Below are 23,577 nucleotides of genomic sequence, written 5' to 3'. Positions count from 1 at the left end.
CGTGCGATGGCGGTCGTGGTTCGGGGTCGGGTCAGGGGTCGGGCGTGCCGGTGGGCCGCGCGGCGCCGTGCAGCAGGACGTCGACCAGGTCGGCCGCGGGGATCTCGGCCTCGTCGAGCAGGCCGGGCGGGCCCTGGCCCATCACCGCGGCGAGCAGCAGGTGGGCGACCCGCTCGGGGTCCACCCGCAGGTCCTGGCGGTACGGCTCGAGCCGGCGCGCGATCGCGGACCGGGTCTCGGTCATGGCCCGCAGGTGCGCCCGGCGCCCGTGCCCGTGCGGCCCGGGGTGCGGCGGGTGCGGGTGCGGCGTGCCGGGGGTGGCGTCCCCGCGACGCGAGGCCGGCTCGTGCGTGACGGGGCCCGGCACCGGCCGACCGAACACGTCGGCCCCGCGGGCGGCGCGCACGGCGGCGGCCCGGCGCCCCTCCTCCGAGGCGAGGATCCCGTGCACGGCCAACATCACCTGCCGGACCCGGCGACCACGGTCGGCGAGCAGCTCCACCACCTGCGCGAGCTCCGCGGCGAGGTCGGCGGCGCGCGGCAGGTCGTCGATCTGCGCGACCGAGGACGTGGGGTCCAGCGCGTGCTCGGCGGCGGTGGTGAGGATCTCGACCTTGTCGTCGAACGCCCGGAACAGCGTGCCCTCGGCGACCCCCGCGGCCAGGGCGATCTGCCGCGTGGACACCTGCGCGCCGTGCTGCTCGAGCAGCGGCACGGTGGCGACCGCGATGGCGGCCCGCCGGTCCTCCCGGCTCATCGCCCGCGCCCGCCCGCTGCCGCGCTCGCTCATGCCGCTCACTGTAAGTGAGTGAGCACTCACTCGTCCAGCCGCACCCGGCGTAGCCCGCGCACACCACCCTCCCGGCCCCGCCCCCGCGTCGCCCGACCCCCAGCCGCCCGACCCCGCTCCGCCCTGCCCACCCTGCGGAGTGGAACGATCGCGCGCGACACGCCGGCGTGTCGGACCGGATGGATCCACTCTGCGTCGCAGGGGCAGTGCGGGAACGGGGGCCGGGTGGGGAACAGGGGCCGGGTGGGGACCAGGGGCAGGGCGGGGACCAGGGCCGGGTGGACACCGCGGCCGGGCACGGCGACGCCCGCCGGGCCAGGGGCGCGGCGGGCGTCGGGGGCCGGGAACCGGTCCCGTGCGTCAGGGCGTCGGGGGCTCCGGCTCCGTGGGCGGCGAGGCGTGGCCGGGGCGGGGCCGCTGACCGGCCTCCGCGACCGGGTCGAACGGGCGGCCGCTGAACGTGCCGGCGCTGGTGGCGTCGGCGGCGGCGGCCTCGGACTCGCGGCGGGCCTCGGCGAGCGCCTCCTTCGGGTCGGTCAGCGCGACCGGCGGGAGGTCCCCCGGGCCGAGCGGCGACGACCCGGGCGGGCGCGTGGGCGCGGGGGCCGCTGCACCGTCGCCGCTGCCGCCGCCGAACGCGCCGGCGAAGCCCTGGGTGAACTGGCCGAGGGCACCGGTCAGCTCGGACGGGACGATCCAGACCTTGTTCGCGGGCGTCGCGGCGAGCTTCGGCAGCGCCTGGAGGTACTGGTAGGCGAGCAGCTTGGGGTCGGCGTCGCCGCGGTGCACGGCGTCGAACACCTGCAGGATCGCGCGGGACTCGCCCTCGGCGGTGAGGATCGCGGCCTGCGCGGCACCCTCGGCCCGGAGGATCGCGGCCTGCTTCTCGCCCTCGGCGGTGAGGATCTGCGACTGCTTGACGCCCTCCGCGGTGAGGATCGCGGCACGCCGGTCGCGCTCGGCGCGCATCTGCTGCTCCATCGCGCCCTGCACGGACTGCGGCGGGTCGATGCTCTTGAGCTCGACGCGGTTGACGCGGATGCCCCACTTGCCGGTCGCCTCGTCGAGGACCCCCCGCAGCTGGCCGTTGATCTGGTCGCGGCTGGTCAGCGTCTGCTCGAGGTCCATCGAGCCGATGACGTTGCGCAGGGTGGTGACGGTGAGCTGCTCGATGCCGGTGATGTAGTTCGCGATCTCGTAGACCGCGGACTTCGGCTCGGTGACCTGGAAGTAGATGACGGTGTCGATGCTCACCACGAGGTTGTCGGAGGTGATCACGGGCTGCGGCGGGAAGGACACCACCTGCTCGCGCAGGTCGACCCCCGCCCGGACCCGGTCGACGAACGGGATGATGAGGTGCAGGCCGGCATCCATCGTGCGGTTGTACCGGCCGAGCCGCTCGACCAGGAGGGCGACCGTCTGCGGGACGATCCGCACCGCCCGGGCCAGCGTCACCACGACGAAGATCGCCAGGACGGCGAGGAACACCCATCCCACGATCGCGCCGACGTCGGGTTCGTTCACGCGCGTCTCCTGTCTGCTGCGGCCCGCGAGGGCCGGGTCACGCGGCGTCGACCGGTCGGTCGTCGCCGTTCGTCCGTCGCTCGACGGGCTCGACCACCGCGGTCGCCCCGTCGATCCGGGCCACGCGCACCTCGGCGCCGGCCGGGAACGTGCTGCGCTCGTCCGCGGTGCGGGCCGACCAGACCTCGCCCGCGAGCTTCACGCGGCCGCCGGTGAGGTCGGTCGGTGCGACCACGACGGCCGCGCGCCCGACGAGGGCGGCGGAGTTGGTCTCGACCAGGGCGGTGCGGGCCCGCAGCTGCCGGAGCAGGAACGGCCGCAGCGCGAAGAGCATGAGCAGCGACGCGACGGCCGCGGCGATGATCTGCACGGGCAGGGGCGCGCCGAGCGCATTCGCCCCGGCGCCGACCAGGGCCCCGCTGGCGAGCATGAGGAAGATCAGGTCGAGCGAGAACATCTCGAGCACGCCGAGCAGCATCGCGCCGCCGAGCCACCAGAGCCAGCCCATGTCGACCCCCTCCACCGGGGCGCCCGTCGTGCGGACGCCGTCGTCGTCGAGCGGCGGGACCGCAGCCGCTCCCCACCGATCCTAGACGATCCCTTGACCGACCTGTGAGGGAACGCCGGTACCGGGTCAGCGGGCGCCGCGCGCCGTCCAGCGGTCACCGACGCGCTCGACGGTCAGCAGCGTGCCGAACGCACCGGACAGGTTCTCGGCGGTCAGCACCTCGTCGACGGGCCCCGCGGCGTGCACCCGGCCGTCGGCGAGCAGCAGCAGGTGCGTGAAGCCCGGCGGGATCTCCTCGACGTGGTGCGTGACCAGCACCAGGGCCGGCGACCGCTTGTCGGACGCGAGCTCGGCCAGCGCGGCCACCAGCTCCTCGCGCCCGCCGAGGTCCAGCCCGGCGGCGGGCTCGTCGAGCAGCAGCAGCTCGGGGTCGCTCATCAGCGCCCGGGCGATCTGCACCCGCTTGCGCTCGCCCTCGCTGAGCGTGCCGAACCGGCGGTCCGCGAACCGCGACACCCCGAAGGCGGCCATCAGGTCCGCCGCGCGGTCCTCGTCGACCGCCTCGTACGCCTCGCGCCAGCGGCCGGTGACGCCGTACGCCGCGGTCAGCACGACGTCGCGGACGACCTCGGCGGCGGGGATCCGGTCCGCGAGCGCCGCGCTGGCCAGGCCGATCCGGGGCCGCAGCTCGAACACGTCGACCCGACCGAGCCGGGAGCCGAGCAGGTCCGCGGTGCCGGAGGTCGGGTGCATCCGCCCGGCGGCCACCTGGAGCACGGTCGTCTTGCCGGCGCCGTTGCGGCCCAGCACCACCCAGCGCTCGCCCTCGCGGACCGTCCAGGACAGCCCGTCGAGGATCGTCGTGGTGCCGCGGCGGATGGTCACGTCCTGCAGGTCGAGCACGTCGGTCATGGTCACCGACCCTAGCCGTCCGGAGCACCGGGGACGGGGACGTACGTTGGTGGCGTGGACCGCACTCCCCTCGATCTCCCGCGCTCCGTGCTGCTCGCCCTGTGGCTCGCCGAGCCCGGTGCCGGCTCCGGGCCGGTGCAGCGCACCCTCGACGCCGTGCAGGGCGAGGACGAGCCGCACCGGGTGGTGGTGCCGGCCTCGCGCCTCGCGGGACTGGCCGACGGCACCGCGACCCTGGCGGACCTCGTCGCCGCGTGGGCGAGCGGCCCGCGGACGGTCGCGGCGGTGCTCCCCGCTCCCGGCGACCCGGCCGGTGCGCCGGCGGTCGTCGCCGGTCCCGCGCAGGAGGCGGGCGAGGCCGTCCTCGTGACCACCGCCGACGGCGACTTCGCTGCGGTGCCGGTGGTGACGCGGTTCGGCAGCGTCTACGAGCCCGGGCACCAGGTGACCTGGCACGTGCACGCCGTCCCGGACTGGCGCACGCCGCTGGTCGGGCAGGTGGGGACGCTCGCCGAGGCGGAGCGCGAGCTCACCACCGCGCTCGCCCGCGCGACCGAGGCCCTGACCACCCTGGACGTGGCGCGCTGGCGCCCGGACGCCGCCGAGCGGATCGCGGCGCTGCGGTCCACGCCGGACGCGCGCGGTGTGCTGCCGCCCGGCCTGGACCCGCGGCGCGTGCGGGTGATCGGGTCGGCGCTGCGGCTGCGCGCGATCGTCGACCTCGCGACCGCGGACGACGGCGCGGCGGTGAACCTGTGGCAGGCGGACCAGCGGACGACGGCGCTACGGGACGTGGACCGCGCGGCGCGGCGTGCGCTGGCGGCCGCGACCCACCCCGGCCCGGACGACCCCGACCCCCGCCGGGTCTGACGGCGCGGGTCGCCGCGTCCGGCCGCGCTCAGCGCAGGACGGAGCGGTACACCTCGAGCGTGCGCTCGGCGATCGCGTCCCAGGAGAAGTGGTCCTCGACGCGGGTGCGTGCGGCGACTCCCCAGGCCCGGGCGCGGTCGGCGTCGCGCACGGCCTCGGTGAGCGCCGCGCCCAGGTCGGCGACGAACCGGTCCGGGTCGACCGGCGTGCCGGTGCCGTCCTGGACCTGGTCGATCGGCACCAGCCAGCCGGTGGTGCCCGCGTCGACGACCTCGGGGATCCCCCCGGTGGCGGTGCCGACGACCGGCAGGCCGACGGCCATCGCCTCGAGGTTGACGATGCCGAGCGGCTCGTAGACGGACGGGCACGCGAACACCGTGCCGGTCGCGAGCACCGCGACCAGCTCGTCGCGGGGCAGCATCCGGTCGATCCACACCACCCCGTCGCGCTGCGCGCGCAGCTGCTCGACCAGGGCGGTGACCTCGGTCAGGATCTCGGGGGTGTCGGGCGCGCCGGCGCACAGCACCAGCTGCACCTCGGGCGGCAGGGACTCGGCGGCCCGCAGCAGGTACGGCAGGCCCTTCTGCCGGGTGATCCGGCCGACGAACACGACGGCGGGCCGGTCGGGGTCGATGCCGTTGGCGAGAGCGACGCCGCGGGCGGCGGCCCACTCGTCGTCGGTCTCCGGCCGCCGCCACCCGGCGAGGTCGATGCCGTTGTGCACGACGTGCACCCGGTCGGGGTCGATGGCCGGGTAGCAGCGCAGGATGTCGGCGCGCATGCCCCCGCTGACCGCGATCACGGCGGCGGCCGACTCGAAGGCCGTCCGCTCCGCCCAGGACGACAGCGCGTACCCGCCGCCGAGCTGCTCGGCCTTCCACGGACGCAGCGGCTCCAGGCTGTGCGCGGACACCACGTGCGGGACGCCGTGCAGCAGCGACGCGAGGTGGCCCGCGAGGTTCGCGTACCAGGTGTGCGAGTGCACGAGGTCGGTGGTGGTGCCGTCGTCGGCCCGGCCGATGCCGTCCACGACCGCGAGGTCGACGCCGAAGGTGCGCAGCGCGGGGTTCGCGTCGCCCAGCCCGCCGGGCACGTCGTACCCCGTCACGCCCGGCTCGTCGCGCTCGCCGTCGAAGCAGTGCACCCGCACGTCGGTGCTGCGCCGCAGCACCGCGGCGAGCTCCGCGACGTGCACCCCCGCGCCTCCGTAGACGTGCGGCGGGTACTCCCGGGTCAGCAGGTCGACTCTCACGCGCGACACGCTAGCGCGGATCGGTCCGTTCGCCTCGCCGTGGAGCCCCCCGTGCCTCTAGGGTCAGGGCATGGCAGCGCCGCGCATCCTGGCAATCGTCCTCGCAGGTGGAGAGGGCAAGCGGCTCATGCCGCTGACCGCCGCCCGCGCCAAGCCGGCCGTCCCGTTCGGGGGCATCTACCGACTCGTCGACTTCGCCCTGTCGAACCTGGTGAACTCCCGGTACCTGCACATCATCGTGCTGACGCAGTACAAGTCCCACAGCCTCGACCGGCACGTCTCGAAGACGTGGCGCATGTCGACCCTGCTGGGCAACTACGTCTCCCCGGTGCCGGCGCAGCAGCGGGTCGGCAAGCACTGGTACCTCGGCAGCGCCGACGCGATCTACCAGTGCCTCAACATCCTGGACGACGAGCGTCCGGACATCGTGGTCGTCGTCGGTGCCGACCACGTGTACCGGATGGACTTCTCGCAGATGGTCGACCAGCACATCGCGACCGGCGCCGAGATGACCGTCGCGGGCATCCGGCAGCCGATCTCGATGGCCGACCAGTTCGGCGTCATCGAGACCGACCCGACCGACCCGACGAAGATCACCGCGTTCCGCGAGAAGCCCGAGGACCCGGTCGGCCTGGCCGACTCCCCCGGCGAGATCCTGGCGTCGATGGGCAACTACGTCGTCAACACCGACGCGCTGATCCGCGCGGTCACCGAGGACGCCGAGAACCCGACCTCCCGGCACGACATGGGCGGCGACCTGGTGCCCGCGTTCGTCGAGCGCGGCACGGCGGCGGTCTACGACTTCATCAACAACGACGTCCCCGGGTCGACGGACCGCGACCGGCAGTACTGGCGTGACGTCGGGACCCTGGACTCGTACTACGACGCGAACCAGGACCTCATCTCCATCGAGCCGGTGTTCAACCTCTACAACGACGCGTGGCCGGTCTACACCGGCTACACCGGGCTGCCGCCGGCGAAGTTCGTGCACGCGGGCGCCGGGCGCCTCGGGCACGCCGCCGACTCGATCGTCTCCCCCGGCGTGATCGTCTCGGGCGCGACCGTGTCGGGGTCGGTGCTGTCCCCCGGGACGTACCTGCACTCGTGGGCGCAGGTCACCGACTCGGTGCTGATGGACGGCGTGATCGTCAACCGGTACGCGCAGGTGCACCGGGCGATCCTCGACAAGAACGTCGTCGTGCAGGAGCGCGCGCGGGTCGGCATCGACCGCGAGCAGGACCTGGCCCGCGGGTTCACGGTCACGGAGTCGGGCATCACGGTCGTGCCGAAGGGCGCGGTCGTCGAGCTCTGAGCCACCGGGTGGACGGGCCCGGCGGACTCCCGCCGGGCTCGGTAGCCTCGGGCGCGTGAGCCAGCCCACGCCGCCCCGCCTCGTCGTCATGGACGTCGACTCGACGCTGATCACCCAGGAGGTCGTCGAGCTGCTGGCCGATCACGCCGGGTCGCGGGCCGAGGTCGCGGAGATCACCGACCGGGCCATGCGCGGCGAGCTCGACTTCACCGCCTCGCTGCGCGCGCGGGTCGCGACGCTGGCGGGGCTGCCGGTGTCGGTGTTCGCCGAGGTGCTGGACGAGGTCGTCGTCACCCCCGGCGCCGTCGAGCTGCTGGCCGAGCTGGACCGACGCGGCTGGCCGGTCGCCCTGGTGTCCGGCGGGTTCGAGGAGGTCGTCGCGCCCCTGGCCCGGCGGCTCGGGATCACGCGGTTCCTGGCGAACCGGCTCGAGGTGGAGCACGGGGCGCTGACCGGCCGGGTCGCGGGCGAGGTCGTGGACCGGGCGGTGAAGGCCCGCACCCTGCGGGAGCACGCCGCCGCGCTCGGGGTGCCGCTGGACCGGACGGTCGCCATCGGCGACGGCGCCAACGACCTCGACATGCTGGCCGCCGCGGGCTACGGCATCGCGTTCAACGCCAAGCCGGTGGTCCGCGCGCAGGCCGACGCCGCGGTCGACGACCGCCTGGACGCGGTCCTGACGCTCCCCCCGTTCGCCACGTAGCGGCGGCGCCCGGCGTCAGGCCGGGGCGACCACGCGGAGCAGGCGGGCGGCGTCGGGCTGGAGCGACGCCCACGGGGTGTCGAGCTCGAGCACCGAGTACGCGGCGGTCGGCACGCCCACCCGGACACGCGCGACGGCGGCGTCGTCCGACCCCGGGCCGGCGAGCGCGGCGGCGGTCTGCGAGACCGTGGGCTCGTGCCCGACGACCAGGACCGTCCCGACGGACTCCTCGACGGCGGCGACCAGCGCCAGCAGCGAGCGCACGCCCGCCGTGTAGACCTCGTCGCTGAGGCGCGCCACGTCGGCGGGCAGGTCCAGCGCGGTGCGGACCAGGTCCCACGTCTGCCGGGTGCGGACCGCCGTGGACACCAGCACCAGGTCGGGCACGATCCCGGCGGCGCGCAGCCCGGCGCCGACCTCGGACGCCTGCTTGCGCCCGGGCAGGGCGAGCGGCCGGAGCTGGTCGTCGAGGGAGCCCGCGGGCTCCGCCTTCGCGTGGCGGAGCAGGACGAGCTGGTGCGCGGAGCCGTGGTTCACGCGCACCAGCGTCGCACGACTACTGACCCATCGCGTGCACGCCGCCGTCGACGTGCACCATCTCCCCCGTGGTCTTCGGGAACCAGTCGGACAGCAGCGCGGCGACCGCACGCGCCGTGGGCTCCGGGTCGTGCACGTCCCAGCCGAGGGGCGCGCGGCCGTCCCAGCCGCCCTCCATCGACTCGAAGCCGGGGATCGACTTCGCGGCGGTGGTGCGGATCGGGCCGGCGGACACCACGTTGACGCGGATGCCGGACGGGCCGAGGTCGCGGGCCAGGTAGCGGGAGGTCGACTCGAAGGCGGCCTTGGCGACGCCCATCCAGTCGTAGACCGGCCAGGCGAACCGCGCGTCGAACGTGAGGCCGACGATCGAGCCGCCGCCGGTGAGCAGCGGCTGCGTGGCGGTCGCGAGGGACTTCAGCGAGAACGCGGAGACCTCGAGCGCGGTGGCGACGTCGGCCCACTCGGCGGCGAGGAAGTTGCCGCCCATCACGGACTGGGGCGCGAAGCCGATGGAGTGCACGACCCCGTCGAGGTGGTCGACGTGCTCGCGGACCCGGTCGGGCAGGGCGGCGAGGTCCTCGGCGTCCGTGACGTCGAGCTGCACGACGGGCGCCTCCTTCGGCAGCCGGCGGGCGATGGCCTGCGTGAGGCGGGCCTGGCGGCCGAACGAGCTCAGCACGACCTCGGCACCCTCCTCCTGCGCGAGGCGCGCCACGTGGAAGGCGATCGAGCCGTCGGTGAGGACACCGGTGACGAGGAGCTTCTTGCCGTCGAGGAGACCCATGGTGGTTCCGTTCTGCGAGTCGGTGCGGGAGGAGAGGTCTTAGTGGCCCATGCCGAGGCCGCCGTCGACCGGCAGCACGGCGCCCGAGATGTACCCGGCGGCGGGCGAGGCCAGGAACTCCACGGCGGCGGCGATCTCGTCGACCGCGCCGAACCGGCCCGCGGGGATCGACGCGAGGTACGCGTCCTGGCGGTCCTGCGGCAGCTCGGCGGTCATCGACGTCTCGATGAACCCGGGGGCGACGACGTTCGCGGTGATCCCGCGCCCGCCGAGCTCGCGGGTGATCGAGCGGGCCATGCCGACGAGGCCGGCCTTCGTCGCCGTGTAGTTGACCTGGCCGGCGTTGCCGTAGAGGCCGACGACCGAGCCGATCATGACGATGCGCCCGCGGCGCAGCCGGATCATGCCCTTGGACGCGCGCCGCACGCACCGGAAGACGCCGGTGAGGTTCACGTCGAGCACCTGCTCGAAGTCCTCGTCGGTCATCCGCATCAGGAGGCCGTCACGGGTGACCCCCGCGTTGGCGACCAGCACCTCGACCGGCCCGTGCTGGGCCTCGACCTCGGCGAACGCGGCCTCGACGGACGCGGTGTCGGTGACGTCGCCGGTCACGGTGAGGACACCGTCGGGGGCGCCACCGCTGCGGGCCAGCGTCGCGACCTTGTCGCCGTTCGCGAGGAACCGCTCGGCGATGGCGCGGCCGATGCCGCGGTTGGCACCCGTCACGAGCACGCTGCGCGGCTCCGGGCGTGGGGTCTGGGGGTTCTCGGACACGGAAGTCGACGCTATCCGACACGTCCGGGGCTGCGGTGCACCGGCGCGGCACACGTTGACGGGTCCGGGTTGTCCGGTTCGCACAACGGCGCGACCGTACCCACACCGGCGGCATCCCCGCGGGGCGCCTACGATCAGGTGTGAGCAGGCGGACCCCCGACGCGGCGCAGAGCATCACCAGCGCGCCCGAACCCCTCGGCGCCGACCAGTCGCGCCGCGCGCGCCGCTACCTGCAGCAGATGAGCGTCCGGGTGGTGTGCTTCCTGCTCGCGGTGCTGCTGTGGGGCCGGGTGCCGATGTGGCTGAGCATCGTGTTCGTCGTGGGCGCCGTCGTGCTGCCGTACACCGCCGTGCTGTTCGCCAACGCGGGCCGCGAGCGCCGCGACGTCGGGCCGCAGGTCGTGCTGCCGCCGGTGCTCGGCGCCGCACCCCGGGTCCGGCCGCTCGCGGAGGACACGCCCGCGCCCGCCCGCGACGACGACCCGCCCGCGACGACCCGCGACGACGACCCGACCGGAGGACCCCGATGACCGCCACGCCCGACGCCGTCGGCGAGCTCGACTGCAGCGCCCGCGGCTGCCGCGCCGAGGCGGCCTGGGGCGTGCTGTGGAACAACCCCCGCCTGCACACCCCCACGCGGCGCAAGGTGTGGCTGGCGTGCGACGACCACCGGGAGCACCTCGAGGAGTACCTGCGGGTGCGGGCGTTCTTCCAGGAGACGGTCCCGGTCGCCGACCTGCCGCGCCTCGACCTCGGCGAGCGTCCGGGTCTCCCCGACCTGCTGGGCCCGCGATGACCGAGGCTCCCCCCACGTCCGGCCGGCTCGTCCTGCGGGGCAACCCCGCGCTGCGGCGGGCGGTCGGCCTCGTGCTGCTCGCCGTCGTCGTGTCGGTCACCTGCGTGTTCCTCGGCCGGTGGCAGTGGCACCGCCACGTCGACCGTGACGCCGCGATCCGCCTGGTCGAGCAGAACTACTCGGCGGGCCCCGCGCCGTTGGACGCGCTGCTGCCCGCCACCGGCGCGACGCTCGACCCGGACGACGTCTGGCGGCAGGCGACCGTCACCGGCACCTACGACGAGGACGCCACGGTGCTGCTGCGGAACCGGCCGGTGGACAGCCAGCCGGGGTTCCACGTGCTGGTGCCGCTGGTGCTCGACGAGGGTGCGGGGTTCGACGCGGGGACCGTGCTGGTGGTCGACCGGGGCTGGGTCGCGTGGGACGCCGACGCGAGCAGCGAGGTCTCCGTGCCCGCGCCCCCGTCGGGCGAAGTCGAGGTGACCGTGCACCTGCGCCCCGACGAGCCCGCGAGCGCGCGGTCCGCCCCCGCCGGCCAGGTGCAGGCGATCCACGTCGACCAGGTCCTCGTGGCCGGCGACGTCGACGCGCCGTCGTTCGGCGGGTACGGCGCCGCGGTGGCGGAGTCCCCCGCCGCGGCGACGGCGCTCGGCGGGCTGCCGATGCCGAGCACCGACCCGGGCTCGCACCTGTCGTACGCGTTCCAGTGGTGGACGTTCGCGGTGGGGTCGCTCGCGGCGTTCGGCTGGATGGCACGGCGCGAGCTGCTGGAGGGCGGTGCGGAGCCCGCCGGTCCCGGCAGCCCCGAGCCGGCCTCCGCACCGTCCCGCCGCCGACGCACCTCGGACGAGGACACCGAGGACGCCCTGATCGACGCGCAGCTGGGCTGAGGGCCGCCCCGCGTCAGGCGGTTCTCGGGCCTGGCTCAGACCTGGCTCAGGCCAGCGTCACCAGCTCCAGGTACGACGGGTTCCACAGGTCCTCGTCGCCGTCGGGCAGCAGCACCACGCGCTCGGGCTGCAGGGCCTCGACCGCTCCCTCGTCGTGGCTGACCAGCACCACGGCGCCGGTGTACCCGCGCAGGGCGGCGAGGATCTCCTCGCGGCTGGCGGGGTCCAGGTTGTTGGTGGGCTCGTCGAGCAGCAGCACGTTCGCCGACGACACGACCAGCGCCGCGAGCGCCAGGCGCGTCTTCTCGCCGCCGGACAGCACGCCCGCGAGCTTGTCGGCGTCGTCCCCGGAGAACAGGAACGAGCCCAGCACCGAGCGCACCTGGGTGTCGGTGAGGTCCGGCGCGGACGAGCGCAGGTTCTCGACGACCGTCCGGTCCATGTCGAGGGTCTCGTGCTCCTGCGCGTAGTAGCCGAGCTTGAGCCCGTGCCCGGCGCGCACCTCGCCGGTGTCGGACTCCTGCAGGCCCGCGAGCATCCGCAGCAGCGTCGTCTTGCCCGCGCCGTTCAGCCCGAGGACCACCACGCGCGACCCGCGGTCGATCGCCAGGTCCACGCCCGCGAACACCTCCTGGGAGCCGTACGACTTCGACAGGTCCGCCGCGGTGAGCGGGGTCTTGCCGCAGGGCGCGGGCTCGGGGAACCGCAGCTTGGCGACCTTGTCGGACACCCGCACCTCGTCGAGGCCCGCGAGCATCCGCTCGGCCCGGCGCGCCATGTTCTGCGCCGCGACCGCCTTGGTGGCCTTCGCGCGCATCTTGTCGGCCTGCGCCAGCAGCACGGACGCCTTCTTCTCGGCGTTCGCCCGCTCCCGGCGGCGGCTCTTCTCGTCCGTCTCCCGCTGCTGGACGTACGCGTCCCAGCCGAGGTTGTACTGGTCGAGCTCGCCGCGGTTCGCGTCCAGGTGGAACACCTTGTTCACGGTCGCGCGCAGCAGGTCGACGTCGTGGCTGATGACCACGAACCCGCCCGGGTAGACCTTGAGGTAGTCCCGCAGCCAGCCGATCGAGTCGGCGTCGAGGTGGTTGGTGGGCTCGTCGAGCAGCAGCGTGCCCGAGCCGGAGAACAGGATCCGCGCGAGCTCGACGCGCCGCCGCTGACCGCCGGACAGCGTGCCGAGCGGCTGACCGAGCACGCGGTCGTCCAGGCCGAGGTTCGAGGTGATCCGGTGCGCCTCGCTCTCGGCCGCGTACCCGCCGCCGGCGGTGAACCGCGCCTCGAGCCGGGAGTACCGCTCCATCGCGGCCTCGCGGGTGTCGTCGTCCGCCGACGCCATCTGCCCCTCGGTCTCGCGCATCGCGGCGACGACCTCGTCGAGCCCGCGGGCGGACAGCACCCGGTGCATCGCCAGCGTCGACAGGTCGCCCGACCGCGGGTCCTGCGGGAGGTAGCCGACGTCGTCGCTGCGGGTGATCGAGCCGCCGCTGGGCTGGCTCTCCCCCGCGAGCGTCTTGGTCAGCGTGGTCTTGCCGGCGCCGTTGCGCCCGACCAGGCCGATGCGGTCCCCCGGTGCCACGCGGAAGGTCGCCGCCGACAGCAGCACGCGCGCCCCCACGCGGAGCTCGACGCCCTGGGCTGTGATCACTGGTGTTCCCTCGTCCCTCTGCCGTGCACGTGCGCGGACCCACTGGTTGCCGCGCGTCCCCGTCGCCACCCCGGCACAAACGCCGACCAGTCTACGAGCCCCAGCGCCCGGTCCCCGACCAGAATTCCCGCAGCGGCCGCCCCGGACCGCTCGGGGGGAACCTCCAGCACCGGGGCCACGGCGTTGGTGGGGTCGGTGAGCGCGTCGCGCCGCGGGCGGCGGCTAGCGTGACCGCGTACTGTCCGCCGACCCCCGCGAGGCACCCCGATGTCCGACCTCCCCCGCCCCGACGCCGCACCCGGCGACGCCGCGCTGCCTCTGCCGGTCGAGCGGTCCTCCGTGGCGACCGACGTGGCCCTGGTGGCGACGTTCGCGGCGTTCGTCGCCGTGTGCGCCGTGCTGCCGGCGATCCCGACGGGCGGGGCGGTGCCGATCACGCTGCAGACGTTCGGCGTCGTGCTCACCGGCCTCGTGCTGGGGCCGCGGCGCGGCGCCCTCGCGCTGCTGCTCTACGTGGCCGTGGGCCTCGCGGGGCTGCCGGTGTTCTCGGGCGCCGTCGGCGGTCTGGGCGTGCTCGCCGGGCCGTCCGCGGGCTACCTCCTCGCGTTCCCGCTCGCCGCCGCGCTCGCCGGGTGGCTCGGGCTGCTCGCCCGGCGCGCGGCGCCGCGCTGGCGGGTGCCCGCCCTGTTCGCCGCCGCCGCGACGGCCACGCTGCTGACCGTGCACCCGCTCGGCATCGCCGTGCTCGGCTGGCGGCTCGGCCTGTCGGCGTCCGAGGCCGTCGCGGCCGGGGCGGTGTTCCTGCCGGGCGACCTCGTCAAGAACGCCCTGGCCGCCGTGGTCGCCGCCGCCGCCCTGCGCGCGTTCCCGGACCTGCTGCGCGGCCGGTGATCGAGCTCGACGCGGCGCTGGTCACCGCGCACGCCCCCGGGTCCGGCCGCCGCGGCGGGTTGGCGGTCGTGCGCCTGCTCGGACCGGTCACCTGCACGCTCACCGAGCGACGGGTCGCCGTGGTCGGCGCGAACGGCTCGGGCAAGTCCACGTTCGCGCGGCTGCTGAACGGCCTGACGCTGCCGTCGTCGGGGTCCGTGCGGGTCGACGGGGTCGACACCGCCCGGGACGGCGCCGCGGTCCGCCGGCGGGTGGGCTTCCTGTTCACCGACCCCGACGCGCAGGTCGTCATGCCGACCCCGGTCGAGGACGTCGCCCTGTCCCTGCGCCGCACCGGCGTGCCGGGCCGGGAGCGGGACGACCGGGCCCGCGCGTGGCTGGACCGCGTCGGGCTCGCGGACCGCGCCGACGTACCGGTCCGGGCGCTGTCCGGCGGGCAGCGGCAGCTCCTCGCGCTCGCCGCGGTGCTCGCGACGGAGCCCGCCGTGCTGGTCTGCGACGAGCCGACCACCCTGCTGGACCTGCGCTGGCGCCGCGTGGTCGACGCCCTGCTCGCGGACCTGCCGCAGCAGGTCGTCCAGGTGACCCACGACCTCGACGCCGCCGCCCGCGCCGACCGGGTGCTCGTCGTCGACGACGGCCGGATCGTCCACGACGGCCCCCCGACCCCGGCCCTGGCGTCCTACCGCGCCCTGATGTCCGCGTGAGCCTGCTCGGGACGCACCGGACGGCGCGGACGCCCCTGGACCGGGCCCCGGTGGGCGGGAAGCTCGGCGCGCTGGCCCTCCTCGGCGCGGCGGTCGTGGCGACCCGGGGCGTGCCGTGGTCGCTGGGGCTGCTCGCCGTCGTCGTCGCCGCCGCGGTCCTCGCCGCGCTCCCGCCGCGCGCGACCCTGCGCGGGCTGCTGCCGGTGCTCGTGACGGCAGTGCTGGCCGGCGCCTACCAGGCGTGGGCGCGCGGCCCCGGTCCCGCGGTCGAGGTCGTCGCGGACCTGCTCACGCTGGTGCTCGCTGCGGCCGTCGTCACCGCCACCACCCCGGCGGACCGGCTGCTCGACGCCCTCGCCCGCGCCGCCCGCCCGCTGCGGCACCTCGGAGTCTCCCCCGACCTGCTCGCCCTGGCCGTCGCCCTGGTCCTGCGCACCGTCCCGGAGATCGCGCGCACGGTGCACGAGGTCCGCGACGCGGCCCGGGCGCGCGGGCTCGAGCGCGACCCCCGCGTCTGGCTGACCCCCGCGGTGCTGCGCGTCGTCGGGCGGGCCCGTGACCTGGGCGAGGCGCTGGCGGCCCGCGGCGTCGTCGACTGACCCGCGACCCCGCCGGCCGTCACCTCGCCGCGCGGGGCGCCGTGTCCCCGACTAGCGTCCGGCGCATGACGTTCCAGCAGGGTGGTCAGTTCGAGGGCGGTCGCGTCCAGTCCCGGCGCGGGGGCGGCCGCGGGCGTGGCGTGGCGGTCGGCGGCGGGCTCGGCGGCCTGGTGCTCGTCGTGCTCGTGGTGCTGCTCGGCGGCAACCCCGCGTCGCTGCTGGGCGGGGGCGACTCCGGAGCGGGCACCGAGGAGCAGGTCGGCACCGTCGACGCGTGCTCCGCCGAGCAGGCCAACGCCGAGCGGGAGTGCCGCCTGTCCGCGACCGTGCAGGCGCTGGACGCCTACTGGGCGCGGGCGCTGCCGGCGGCGGGCGTCGACGTCGCGGCGGCGGACGTCCCGCCGGGCGTGGTCGAGTTCGCGGACGCGACGTCCACGGGGTGCGGCGACGCGACGGCCGCGACCGGGCCGTTCTACTGCCCGCCGGACCGGACGATCTACCTGGACCTGACGTTCTACGACGTGCTCGCCCAGCAGTACGGCGCCACCGACGGGCCGCTGGCGGAGATGTACGTCGTCGCCCACGAGTACGGGCACCACGTGCAGCAGCTGACCGGGGTGTTCGACCGCGCCGACCGCTCGGGCACCGGCGACGACTCCGACTCCGTGCGCGTCGAGCTGCAGGCCGACTGCTACGCCGGGCTGTGGGCGGGTGACGCGGCGACGACGGTCGACCCGGACACGGGCGTGACGTTCCTGGAGCCGATCAGCCGGACCCAGCTCGCCGACGCGCTGTCCGCCGCCGCCGCGGTCGGCGACGACCACCTGCAGCAGCAGGCGGGCGGCACGGTCGACCGGGACAGCTGGACCCACGGCTCCAGCGAGCAGCGCGAGCGCTGGTTCACCACCGGCTACGAGCAGGGCACGCTGGCGGCCTGCGACACCTTCGCGGCCGCGACCCTCTGACCGCACCGCGCCCCGCACCACCCGGCAACGCACCGGAGCACGGACGCCGAGACAGGTCCGGCGCGCCGAGACAGGGCCGCCCAGGGTCCTGTCTCGGCGCGGAGGTCCTGTCTCGGCGTCGGAGGTGCGGTGCGGCTCGGGTCAGATGTTGAAGCCGATGGCCCGCATCTGCGCGCGGCCGTCCTCGGTGATGCGCTCGGGGCCCCACGGCGGCATCCAGACCCAGTTGATCCGGAACGAGTCGACCAGGCCCTCCAGCGAGCTGCCTGCCTGGTCCTCGATCACGTCGGTCAGCGGACAGGCCGCGGACGTCAGCGTCATGTCGATCGTCACGTCGCGGCCGGACTCGATCGAGATGCCGTAGATCAGGCCCAGGTCGACGACGTTCACGCCGAGCTCCGGGTCGATGACGTCCCGCAGCGCCTCCTCGATGTCCGCGACGTTGGCCGGGGCCTGGTCCGCGGCGGTGCTCTCGCTCATCGCGTCTCCTCGTGGGTGGTGGTCGACGCCGCGGCCTGCGCCACGGCGTCCTTCATCGCGGCCCAGCCGAGCAGGGCGCACTTGATCCGGGCGGGGTACCGGGCGACGCCGACGAACGCGACGGCGTCCTCCAGGGCGTCGTCGAGCTCGTCGCCCTCGAACTTCTCCGGCAGCACCCCGCGGGAGTCCATCAGCTCGCGGAAGTCGCCGGACAGCAGCATCGCGTCCTCGACGGTGCGGCCGGAGACGGCCTGCGACATCACGGACGCGGAGGCCTGCGAGATCGAGCAGCCCTGGCCGCTCCAGGTGAGCTCGCCGATCACCGGCGCGCCCGTCTCCCCGGCGTCGAGGCGCACGCGCAGCGTGACCTCGTCCCCGCAGGTGGGGTTCACGTGGTGCACCTCGACGTCGTACTGCTCCTGCGCCCCGCGGTGGGCGGGGTGCTTCGCGTGGTCGAGGATGAGCTGCTGGTACAGCTGCTCCATACCGGTGCTCATGCGGTGCTGCTCTCGTTCCGTCGTCGGGCCATCAGTCTTCCACCCCGAAGAACGCCCGGACCCCCGCCAGTGCTTCCCGGAACACCGCGACCTCCTCGTCCGTCGTGTACACGGCCGCGGACGCGCGGGCGGTGGCGGCGACGCCGAACCGGCGGTGCAGGGGCTGCGCGCAGTGGTGCCCGACCCGCACGGCCACGCCGGCGTCGTCGAGGAACTGGCCCACGTCGTGCGCGTGCACGCCGTCGACCACGAACGACACCGTCGCGAGCCGGTCGCGGTTCTCGGCCGGGCCGATCAGCCGGACGCCGGGCACGGACGCCACGGCGTCGAGCAGCAGCCCGGCGAGGTGCGTCTCGTGCGCGGCGACCGCGTCCATGCCGAGCTCGGCGAGGTAGGTCGCGGCGGCGCCCATGCCGATGGCCTGGGACACCATCTGCGTGCCCGCCTCGAACCGGCGCGGCGGCGGCGCGTAGGTGGTCTGCTCCATCGTGACGACCTCGACCATCGAGCCGCCGGTGGTCACGGGCGGCAGGGCCTCGAGCAGCTCGCGGCGGCCGTACAGCGCGCCGACGCCGGTGGGCCCGAGCATCTTGTGCCCGGAGAACGCGGCGAAGTCGACGCCGAGCGCGGCGAGGTCGACCGGCAGGTGCGGCACGCTCTGGCAGGCGTCCAGCACGGTGAGCGCGCCCACCTCGCGGGCGCGGGCCACGAACGGGGCGACGTCGGTGACGGCGCCGGTGACGTTCGACGCGTGCGTGAACGCCAGCACCTTCGTCCGCTCGCCGACCACGGTCGCGAGCTCGTCCGCCCGGATCCGCCCGTCGTCGTCGACCCCGAGCCAGCGCAGCGTGGCGCCGGTGCGGGCCGCGAGCTCCTGCCAGGGCACGAGGTTCGCGTGGTGCTCGAGCTCGGTGACGACGATCTCGTCCCCGGGGGCGAGCGCGAACCGCCGCGCCGCCGCTCCCCCGCGCCCGAGCGTCGCGTTCGACATCGCGTACGCGACGAGGTTGAGCCCCGCGGTCGCGTTCGAGGTCCAGACGAGCTCGTCGTCGCGGACGCCGACGAACGACGCGACCTGGGTGCGTGCGGTCTCGAACGCCTCGGTCGCCTCCTCCGCGAGCTGGTGCGCGCCGCGGTGCACGGCGGCGTTGCGCTGCGCGTAGAAGTCCTGCTCGGCGTCGAGGACGACCTCGGGCTTCTGCGACGTGGCCCCCGAGTCGAGGTAGACCAGCGGCCGGCCGCCGCGCACGGTCCGGGTCAGCAGCGGGAAGTCGGCCCGCACGGCGGCGAGCTCGGTGGCCCCGAGCGTCGGCGTGCCGTCGGGCCGGTCCAGCGTGTCGGTCATCTCGGGAGTCCTCGTCGTCGTCGTGCTGGTGCGGGGCCGGGGCGACGGACGCCGCCCCGGCCCGGGTGGACCTGGTGTCAGGCGCTGGGCGCCGTGGTCAGGAACCGGTCGTAGCCCTCGTTCTCGAGGCGCTCGGCGAGCTCGGGCCCGCCCTCCTCGGCCACGCGGCCGTCGACGAACACGTGCACGAAGTCCGGCGTGATGTACCGCAGGATCCGCGTGTAGTGCGTGATGAGCAGGACGCCCACCTCGGTGGACTCCTTCACGCGGTTCACGCCCTCGGACACGATCCGCAGCGCGTCGACGTCCAGGCCGGAGTCGGTCTCGTCGAGGATCGCGAACCGGGGCTTGAGGAGCTCCATCTGCAGGATCTCGTGACGCTTCTTCTCGCCGCCGGAGAAGCCCTCGTTGACGGACCGCTCGGAGAACGTGGCGTCCATCCGGAGCTTGTCCATCGCGCCGGTCATCTCCTTGACCCAGGTGCGCAGCGGCGGGGCCTCGCCGTCGATCGCGGTCTTCGCGGTGCGCAGGAAGTTCGACACCGAGACGCCGGGGACCTCGACCGGGTACTGCATGGCGAGGAACAGGCCGGCGCGGGCGCGCTCGTCGACGGTCATCGCGAGGACGTCCTCGCCGTCGAGCGTCACGGTGCCGGAGGTGATCTGGTACTTCGGGTGGCCGGCCAGCGAGTAGGCCAGCGTCGACTTGCCGGAGCCGTTCGGGCCCATGATGGCGTGGGTCTCGCCGCTGTTGATGGTCAGGTCGACGCCGCGGAGGATGGGCTTGGGGCCCTCCTTCGTCTCGACGCTGACGTGCAGGTCGCGGATCTCCAGGGTGGACATGTCGTTCTCCTCGAAAGCTCAGGCAGTGACGTCGACGTCGACGAGCACGCGCTCGCCGTCGACGGTCAGGGGGTAGACGGGGACGGGGCGGACGGCCGGGGGGCCCAGCGGCTCGCCGGTGCGCAGGTCGAACCGCGACCCGTGCAGCCAGCACTCCACGGTGCAGCCCTCGACCTCGCCGTCGGACAGCGACACCGAGCCGTGCGAGCAGATGTCGCTGATGGCGTGCAGCGCGCCGTCCTCGTCGCGGACGACCGCGACCTCGACGGGGCCCGACGCGCCCTCGAGCTCGACCCGCAGGGTGCCGGCCACGGGGACGTCGGAGGTCAGGCAGGCGAGCTGCGCCGTCATGCCGGCTCGTCCTGCGAGGAGACCGACGCGGGCTCGACGAGGATGGCGCGCTCGGCGTCGGTCTCGTCGGTGATGTCGGACGCCAGGTCGCCGCCGCTGACGGCCGCCGCGCCGGAGAACTCCGACATCGACTGGGCGAGCTCGCGCTCGATCGCGGTGATGAGCCGCTCCTCGACCTCGGGGACGCCGATCTGGTGGATCAGCTCGGCGAAGAAGCCGCGCACGACGAGCCGCCGGGCGTCGGCCTCGGGGATGCCGCGCGCCTGGAGGTAGAACAGCTGCTCGTCGTCGAACCGGCCGGTGGCGCTGGCGTGGCCCGCGCCCTCGATCAGGCCCGTCTCGATCTCGAGGTTCGGCACCGAGTCCGCGCGCGCGCCGTCCGTGAGGACCAGGTTGCGGTTGAGCTCGTAGGTGTCGGTGCCCTCGGCCTCCTTGCGGATCAGCACGTCGCCGACCCACACGGTGTGCGCGCCCTCGCCCTGCAGCGCGCCCTTGTAGGTGACGCGGGACGTGCAGTTCGGGACCGCGTGGTCCACGAACAGGCGCTGCTCCTGGTGCTGGCCGGCGTCGGCGTAGTACACGCCGAGCATCTCGACCGAGCCGCCCTCGCCGACGAACTCCGCGTCCGGGGTGACGCGGACGACGTCGCCGCCGAGCGTCACGACGATGTGCTTGACCGTGGCGTCGCGGCCGAGCCGCACGCGGTGCGCGGCGGTGTGCACGGTGCCGGCGTCCCAGTCGTGCACGGAGACGACGGTGAGGTGCGCGCCGTCCTCGGCGACGACCTCGACGGTCTCGGTGAGCAGCGCCGAGCCGACGTGGTCCAGCAGCACGGTGGCCTGGGACAGCGGCTTGGCGTGCACCAGCACGTGGCTGGCGCTCGGCTCGAGCTGACCCTCGACGCCCTCGATCCGCACGGAGGTCACCGTCGACGCGACGGCCTCCTGCGGGACGGTGACGACGGTGGCGCGCGGGAACGACGCCCACGCGACGGCGGCGGCGCGGTCGCCGGGCTCGCCGGCGGTGCCGAGGCGCGCGTCGCCGCGGTCGACGATCTCGACCTCGACCTCGGGCGCGTTCACGACCGTGGTGAGGACGCCGTGGCCGGTGAGGGTGCCGGTCTGCGCCGCGAACAGCGGGGCGATCCGGTCGACGGGCGAGAACCGCCACTCCTCCTCGCGCCCGGTCGGGACGGGGAAGTCCGCGACGTCGAACGAGGTGGCGCGCGCGGCCCGCGACGACTGCGGGACGCCGCCGACGCCGTGGGTGTGCGCGCCGTCGGCGGTCGCGCGGGTGTGGTCCGTGGACAGACCGGTGGTCTCGGGTGTGGTGGTCGACATCAGCCGACGGCCCCTTCCATCTGCAGCTCGATCAGGCGGTTCAGCTCGAGGGCGTACTCCATGGGCAGCTCGCGCGCGATGGGCTCCACGAACCCGCGCACGATCATCGCCATGGCCTCCGTCTCGGTCATGCCGCGGGACATCAGGTAGAACAGCTGGTCCTCGCTCACGCGGGACACCGTGGCCTCGTGGCCCATCGACACGTCGTCCTCGCGGACGTCGACGTACGGGTAGGTGTCCGAGCGGGAGATCTGGTCGACCAGCAGCGCGTCGCAGAGCACGTTGGACGCGGAGTGCGACGCGCCCTCGAGCACCTGCACCAGGCCGCGGTACGACGTCCGGCCGCCGCCGCGGGCGACGGACTTCGACACGATCGACGACGACGTGTGCGGGGCGGCGTGGACCATCTTGCAGCCGGCGTCCTGGTGCTGGCCCTCGCCCGCGAAGGCGATGGACAGCGTCTCGCCGCGGGCGTGCTCGCCCAGCAGGTAGATCGCCGGGTACTTCATCGTGACCTTGGAGCCGATGTTGCCGTCGACCCACTCCATCGTCGCGCCCTCGGCCGCGGTCGCCCGCTTGGTCACGAGGTTGTAGACGTTGTTCGACCAGTTCTGGATCGTCGTGTACCGCACGCGGGCGTTCTTCTTGACGATGATCTCGACCACCGCGGAGTGCAGCGAGTCGGACTGGTAGATCGGGGCGGTGCAGCCCTCGACGTAGTGCACGTACGAGCCCTCGTCCGCGATGATCAGCGTCCGCTCGAACTGGCCCATGTTCTCGGTGTTGATCCGGAAGTAGGCCTGCAGCGGGATCTCGACGTGCACGCCCGGCGGCACGTAGACGAACGAGCCGCCCGACCACACGGCGGTGTTCAGCGACGCGAACTTGTTGTCGCCCGGGGGGATCACGGAGCCGAAGTACTGCTCGAACAGCTCCGGGTACTCCCGCAGCCCCGTGTCGGTGTCGACGAAGATGACGCCCTGCGCCTCCAGGTCCTCGCGGATCTGGTGGTAGACGACCTCGGACTCGTACTGCGCGGCCACGCCGGCGACGAGGCGCTGCTTCTCGGCCTCCGGGATGCCCAGGCGGTCGTAGGTGTTCTTGATGTCCTCGGGGAGCTCCTCCCACGAGGTCGCCTGCTTCTCCGTCGACCGCACGAAGTACTTGATGTTGTCGAAGTCGATGCCCGACAGGTCCGCGCCCCACCAGGGCATCGGCTTCTTGTCGAACAGGCGCAGGGCCTTGAGGCGGGTCTTGAGCATCCACTCGGGCTCGTTCTTCAGCGCCGAGATGTTGCGCACCACGTCCTCGGACAGGCCGCGCTGCGCCAGGGCGCCCGCGGAGTCCTCGTCGTGCCAGCCGTAGCCGTAGTTCCCGATCGAGGCGATGGCCTCGTCCTGGGTCATCGGCTCGGCGGGCTTGCCGGTGTCCGTCGTCGTCATCTTGTCGTCCTTCCGCGGGAGCACGGGGGGGTCGGGGGCTCGGTCAGGTTCGGTCGGTCGGCCGGCGGACCGGCACGATCGGGATGTTCGTGGTGCAGACGTGGCCGCCGCCGGCCAGCGTCGCGAGGCGCTGGACGTGCACGCCCAGCATCCGGGAGAAGGCGTGGGCCTCGGCCTCGCAGAGCTCGGGGAACTCGCTCGCGACGTCCTGCACGGGGCAGTGCCCCTGGCACAGCTGGATGGCCGCGGTGCCGGGCACCGGGCGGGCGGTCGCGGCGAAGCCCTCGAGGGCCAGGCCCTCGGCGAGGACCCGCACGCGGCTGGCGGTGTCGGCGCCGGCCTCGGCGAGCGCGTCGGCGTGCCGGACCTCGAGCTCGCGGACCCGGCGCTCGGCGAAGCTGCGGACCGCGTCGGCGCCGCCGATCTCCGCGACGAACCGCAGCGCCTGCGAGGCGAGCTCGGAGTACTGCTGGGACAGCGCGGCCTGGCCGGCGGCCGTGACCACGTAGCGCTTGGCCGGGCGCCCGCGGCGGGCCGGCCCGACGGGTCCGCCGTCGTGCACGGCGATCTGCTGCTCGCCCTCGAGCACCGCGAGGTGGCGGCGGATCGCGGCGGCGGTCAGGTCGAGGTCGGCGGCGAGCTCGGCCGCGGAGACCGGGCCGTCGGCGGCGACGATGTCGAGGACGCGGCGGCGGGTGCCGGCGTCCGCGTCGACGTCGGCCGGGCGGACCGGGGCGACCTCGGGGGGACAGTCGTCGTCGCGCGACGCGGCAGGCGCCTCGGGTGCGGGCGTCGTCGGGCTCATGCACACCTCCGGT

The 23,577-nt window shown here is 74.6% G+C and carries 27 protein-coding genes; 10 read left to right on the top strand and 17 right to left on the bottom strand.

The genetic code is table 11. The annotated features are described in order from the left end of the window. Nucleotides 1-31: 31 nt before the first annotated feature. From ACFVXN_RS04605 to ACFVXN_RS04590, 4 genes are all read right to left on the bottom strand, one after another. Nucleotides 32-790 carry a TetR/AcrR family transcriptional regulator gene (locus ACFVXN_RS04605; RefSeq protein WP_389228036.1) on the bottom strand — a complete coding sequence of 253 codons (759 nt, stop codon included), beginning with the start codon at nucleotides 788-790 and terminating at the stop codon, nucleotides 32-34. A 360-nt stretch (nucleotides 791-1,150) separates the two neighbouring features. Continuing rightward, nucleotides 1,151-2,314, bottom strand: coding sequence for an SPFH domain-containing protein (locus ACFVXN_RS04600; RefSeq protein ID WP_389228033.1), 1,164 nt, complete (start codon nucleotides 2,312-2,314; stop codon nucleotides 1,151-1,153). Nucleotides 2,315-2,351: 37 nt separating this feature from the next. Next, nucleotides 2,352-2,822 carry an NfeD family protein gene (locus ACFVXN_RS04595; RefSeq protein WP_389228030.1) on the bottom strand — a complete coding sequence of 157 codons (471 nt, stop codon included), beginning with the start codon at nucleotides 2,820-2,822 and terminating at the stop codon, nucleotides 2,352-2,354. A gap of 126 nt (nucleotides 2,823-2,948) precedes the next feature. Then, complete coding sequence (locus ACFVXN_RS04590) at nucleotides 2,949-3,734, bottom strand: ABC transporter ATP-binding protein (RefSeq protein WP_389228027.1); 786 nt, start codon at nucleotides 3,732-3,734, stop codon at nucleotides 2,949-2,951. Nucleotides 3,735-3,788: 54 nt separating this feature from the next. On the opposite strand from ACFVXN_RS04590, the gene ACFVXN_RS04585 reads away from it, so the two are divergent. Beyond that, nucleotides 3,789-4,604 carry a hypothetical protein gene (locus ACFVXN_RS04585; protein WP_389228024.1) on the top strand — a complete coding sequence of 272 codons (816 nt, stop codon included), beginning with the start codon at nucleotides 3,789-3,791 and terminating at the stop codon, nucleotides 4,602-4,604. A 28-nt stretch (nucleotides 4,605-4,632) separates the two neighbouring features. On the opposite strand, the gene glgA is transcribed toward ACFVXN_RS04585, so the two are convergent. Then, nucleotides 4,633-5,856, bottom strand: coding sequence for a glycogen synthase (gene glgA, locus ACFVXN_RS04580; protein WP_389228021.1), 1,224 nt, complete (start codon nucleotides 5,854-5,856; stop codon nucleotides 4,633-4,635). Nucleotides 5,857-5,926: 70 nt separating this feature from the next. Here glgA and ACFVXN_RS04575 point away from each other — a divergent pair, with 70 nt between their 5' ends. Then, entirely contained in the window at nucleotides 5,927-7,168 is a 1,242-nt protein-coding gene (locus ACFVXN_RS04575) for a glucose-1-phosphate adenylyltransferase (protein ID WP_389228018.1), read from the top strand. 55 nt (nucleotides 7,169-7,223) lie between these two features. Continuing rightward, nucleotides 7,224-7,871 (top strand): phosphoserine phosphatase SerB, encoded by a 648-nt coding sequence (gene serB / locus ACFVXN_RS04570; RefSeq protein ID WP_389228015.1) that lies wholly within the window; start codon nucleotides 7,224-7,226, stop codon nucleotides 7,869-7,871. Nucleotides 7,872-7,886: 15 nt separating this feature from the next. Here serB and ACFVXN_RS04565 read toward each other — a convergent pair whose 3' ends face one another. From ACFVXN_RS04565 to fabG, 3 genes are read right to left on the bottom strand one after another with little or no spacing between them, the layout of a single operon-like run. Then, nucleotides 7,887-8,408 (bottom strand): SixA phosphatase family protein, encoded by a 522-nt coding sequence (locus tag ACFVXN_RS04565; protein WP_389228012.1) that lies wholly within the window; start codon nucleotides 8,406-8,408, stop codon nucleotides 7,887-7,889. A gap of 19 nt (nucleotides 8,409-8,427) precedes the next feature. Next, nucleotides 8,428-9,195: an enoyl-ACP reductase FabI gene (fabI, locus tag ACFVXN_RS04560; RefSeq protein ID WP_389228009.1), complete on the bottom strand. Its 768-nt coding sequence runs from the start codon at nucleotides 9,193-9,195 to the stop codon at nucleotides 8,428-8,430. 39 nt (nucleotides 9,196-9,234) lie between these two features. Continuing rightward, entirely contained in the window at nucleotides 9,235-9,969 is a 735-nt protein-coding gene (fabG, locus tag ACFVXN_RS04555) for a 3-oxoacyl-ACP reductase FabG (protein ID WP_389228006.1), read from the bottom strand. Between the two features lie 140 nt (nucleotides 9,970-10,109). Here fabG and ACFVXN_RS04550 point away from each other — a divergent pair, with 140 nt between their 5' ends. Genes ACFVXN_RS04550 through ACFVXN_RS04540 form a run of 3 tightly spaced genes read left to right on the top strand, consistent with a single transcriptional unit; the run spans nucleotide 10,110 to nucleotide 11,655 of the window. Further along, nucleotides 10,110-10,499, top strand: a complete 390-nt coding sequence (locus ACFVXN_RS04550; RefSeq protein ID WP_389228003.1) for a DUF3099 domain-containing protein — start codon at nucleotides 10,110-10,112, stop codon at nucleotides 10,497-10,499. Then, complete coding sequence (locus ACFVXN_RS04545) at nucleotides 10,496-10,765, top strand: hypothetical protein (RefSeq protein ID WP_389228000.1); 270 nt, start codon at nucleotides 10,496-10,498, stop codon at nucleotides 10,763-10,765. Before ACFVXN_RS04550 ends, ACFVXN_RS04545 begins: the two co-directional genes overlap by 4 nt. Then, the gene (locus tag ACFVXN_RS04540) at nucleotides 10,762-11,655 is read left to right on the top strand and encodes an SURF1 family protein (RefSeq protein WP_389227997.1); all 894 of its coding nucleotides are present in this window, start codon (nucleotides 10,762-10,764) and stop codon (nucleotides 11,653-11,655) included. Before ACFVXN_RS04545 ends, ACFVXN_RS04540 begins: the two co-directional genes overlap by 4 nt. 46 nt (nucleotides 11,656-11,701) lie before the next feature. Here ACFVXN_RS04540 and ACFVXN_RS04535 read toward each other — a convergent pair whose 3' ends face one another. After that, the gene (locus ACFVXN_RS04535) at nucleotides 11,702-13,300 is read right to left on the bottom strand and encodes an ABC-F family ATP-binding cassette domain-containing protein (protein ID WP_389227994.1); all 1,599 of its coding nucleotides are present in this window, start codon (nucleotides 13,298-13,300) and stop codon (nucleotides 11,702-11,704) included. Nucleotides 13,301-13,567: 267 nt separating this feature from the next. Between ACFVXN_RS04535 and ACFVXN_RS04530 the strand changes: the two genes are divergently transcribed. The 4 genes from ACFVXN_RS04530 (at nucleotide 13,568) to ACFVXN_RS04515 (ending at nucleotide 16,462) form a co-directional block, all read left to right on the top strand. Continuing rightward, nucleotides 13,568-14,191: a biotin transporter BioY gene (locus tag ACFVXN_RS04530; RefSeq protein ID WP_389227991.1), complete on the top strand. Its 624-nt coding sequence runs from the start codon at nucleotides 13,568-13,570 to the stop codon at nucleotides 14,189-14,191. After that, complete coding sequence (locus ACFVXN_RS04525) at nucleotides 14,188-14,898, top strand: energy-coupling factor ABC transporter ATP-binding protein (protein WP_389227988.1); 711 nt, start codon at nucleotides 14,188-14,190, stop codon at nucleotides 14,896-14,898. Before ACFVXN_RS04530 ends, ACFVXN_RS04525 begins: the two co-directional genes overlap by 4 nt. Beyond that, complete coding sequence (locus ACFVXN_RS04520) at nucleotides 14,895-15,497, top strand: CbiQ family ECF transporter T component (RefSeq protein WP_389227985.1); 603 nt, start codon at nucleotides 14,895-14,897, stop codon at nucleotides 15,495-15,497. Before ACFVXN_RS04525 ends, ACFVXN_RS04520 begins: the two co-directional genes overlap by 4 nt. 65 nt (nucleotides 15,498-15,562) lie before the next feature. Then, entirely contained in the window at nucleotides 15,563-16,462 is a 900-nt protein-coding gene (locus ACFVXN_RS04515; RefSeq protein ID WP_389227982.1) for a neutral zinc metallopeptidase, read from the top strand. A gap of 141 nt (nucleotides 16,463-16,603) precedes the next feature. On the opposite strand, the gene ACFVXN_RS04510 is transcribed toward ACFVXN_RS04515, so the two are convergent. The 8 genes from ACFVXN_RS04510 to ACFVXN_RS04475 form a co-directional block, all read right to left on the bottom strand. Then, nucleotides 16,604-16,942: a metal-sulfur cluster assembly factor gene (locus ACFVXN_RS04510; protein WP_389227979.1), complete on the bottom strand. Its 339-nt coding sequence runs from the start codon at nucleotides 16,940-16,942 to the stop codon at nucleotides 16,604-16,606. Next, entirely contained in the window at nucleotides 16,939-17,439 is a 501-nt protein-coding gene (gene sufU, locus ACFVXN_RS04505; protein ID WP_389227976.1) for a Fe-S cluster assembly sulfur transfer protein SufU, read from the bottom strand. Before sufU ends, ACFVXN_RS04510 begins: the two co-directional genes overlap by 4 nt. A gap of 31 nt (nucleotides 17,440-17,470) precedes the next feature. Then, a complete protein-coding gene (locus ACFVXN_RS04500) occupies nucleotides 17,471-18,784 on the bottom strand; it encodes a SufS family cysteine desulfurase (protein WP_389227973.1) in 1,314 nt (437 codons plus the stop codon). 77 nt (nucleotides 18,785-18,861) lie between these two features. Next, nucleotides 18,862-19,626, bottom strand: coding sequence for a Fe-S cluster assembly ATPase SufC (sufC, locus tag ACFVXN_RS04495; protein ID WP_389227970.1), 765 nt, complete (start codon nucleotides 19,624-19,626; stop codon nucleotides 18,862-18,864). An 18-nt stretch (nucleotides 19,627-19,644) separates the two neighbouring features. Next, nucleotides 19,645-19,977, bottom strand: a complete 333-nt coding sequence (locus tag ACFVXN_RS04490) for a non-heme iron oxygenase ferredoxin subunit (RefSeq protein ID WP_389227967.1) — start codon at nucleotides 19,975-19,977, stop codon at nucleotides 19,645-19,647. After that, nucleotides 19,974-21,317, bottom strand: coding sequence for a Fe-S cluster assembly protein SufD (gene sufD / locus ACFVXN_RS04485; RefSeq protein WP_389227964.1), 1,344 nt, complete (start codon nucleotides 21,315-21,317; stop codon nucleotides 19,974-19,976). The genes ACFVXN_RS04490 and sufD overlap by 4 nt, the downstream gene beginning before the upstream one ends. Next, nucleotides 21,317-22,723 carry a Fe-S cluster assembly protein SufB gene (gene sufB, locus ACFVXN_RS04480; RefSeq protein WP_389230458.1) on the bottom strand — a complete coding sequence of 469 codons (1,407 nt, stop codon included), beginning with the start codon at nucleotides 22,721-22,723 and terminating at the stop codon, nucleotides 21,317-21,319. Before sufB ends, sufD begins: the two co-directional genes overlap by 1 nt. Nucleotides 22,724-22,802: 79 nt before the next feature. Further along, entirely contained in the window at nucleotides 22,803-23,564 is a 762-nt protein-coding gene (locus tag ACFVXN_RS04475; RefSeq protein ID WP_389227961.1) for a helix-turn-helix transcriptional regulator, read from the bottom strand. Nucleotides 23,565-23,577: the final 13 nt, after the last annotated feature.

The organism is Cellulomonas sp. NPDC058312 (genome assembly GCF_042880135.1).
Lineage (GTDB): Bacteria > Actinomycetota > Actinomycetes > Actinomycetales > Cellulomonadaceae > Cellulomonas.
Note: the sequence above shows the minus strand (reverse complement) of the source record. Positions and strands in the feature narration are given on the sequence as shown.

Excerpts from the sequence above, each read along its gene's own strand:
- sufB (WP_389230458.1), bottom strand. The coding sequence starts at position 22,723 with ATGACCCAGGACGAGGCCATCGCCTCGATCGGGAACTACGGCTACGGC.
- sufD (WP_389227964.1), bottom strand. The coding sequence starts at position 21,317 with ATGTCGACCACCACACCCGAGACCACCGGTCTGTCCACGGACCACACC.
- ACFVXN_RS04515 (WP_389227982.1), top strand. The coding sequence starts at position 15,563 with ATGACGTTCCAGCAGGGTGGTCAGTTCGAGGGCGGTCGCGTCCAGTCC.
- ACFVXN_RS04605 (WP_389228036.1), bottom strand. The coding sequence starts at position 790 with ATGAGCGAGCGCGGCAGCGGGCGGGCGCGGGCGATGAGCCGGGAGGAC.
- ACFVXN_RS04490 (WP_389227967.1), bottom strand. The coding sequence starts at position 19,977 with ATGACGGCGCAGCTCGCCTGCCTGACCTCCGACGTCCCCGTGGCCGGC.
- ACFVXN_RS04475 (WP_389227961.1), bottom strand. The coding sequence starts at position 23,564 with ATGAGCCCGACGACGCCCGCACCCGAGGCGCCTGCCGCGTCGCGCGAC.
- ACFVXN_RS04545 (WP_389228000.1), top strand. The coding sequence starts at position 10,496 with ATGACCGCCACGCCCGACGCCGTCGGCGAGCTCGACTGCAGCGCCCGC.
- ACFVXN_RS04575 (WP_389228018.1), top strand. The coding sequence starts at position 5,927 with ATGGCAGCGCCGCGCATCCTGGCAATCGTCCTCGCAGGTGGAGAGGGC.
- ACFVXN_RS04595 (WP_389228030.1), bottom strand. The coding sequence starts at position 2,822 with ATGGGCTGGCTCTGGTGGCTCGGCGGCGCGATGCTGCTCGGCGTGCTC.
- ACFVXN_RS04500 (WP_389227973.1), bottom strand. The coding sequence starts at position 18,784 with ATGACCGACACGCTGGACCGGCCCGACGGCACGCCGACGCTCGGGGCC.
- ACFVXN_RS04530 (WP_389227991.1), top strand. The coding sequence starts at position 13,568 with ATGTCCGACCTCCCCCGCCCCGACGCCGCACCCGGCGACGCCGCGCTG.
- ACFVXN_RS04510 (WP_389227979.1), bottom strand. The coding sequence starts at position 16,942 with ATGAGCGAGAGCACCGCCGCGGACCAGGCCCCGGCCAACGTCGCGGAC.
- ACFVXN_RS04540 (WP_389227997.1), top strand. The coding sequence starts at position 10,762 with ATGACCGAGGCTCCCCCCACGTCCGGCCGGCTCGTCCTGCGGGGCAAC.
- ACFVXN_RS04590 (WP_389228027.1), bottom strand. The coding sequence starts at position 3,734 with ATGACCGACGTGCTCGACCTGCAGGACGTGACCATCCGCCGCGGCACC.
- fabI (WP_389228009.1), bottom strand. The coding sequence starts at position 9,195 with ATGGGTCTCCTCGACGGCAAGAAGCTCCTCGTCACCGGTGTCCTCACC.
- sufU (WP_389227976.1), bottom strand. The coding sequence starts at position 17,439 with ATGAGCACCGGTATGGAGCAGCTGTACCAGCAGCTCATCCTCGACCAC.
- sufC (WP_389227970.1), bottom strand. The coding sequence starts at position 19,626 with ATGTCCACCCTGGAGATCCGCGACCTGCACGTCAGCGTCGAGACGAAG.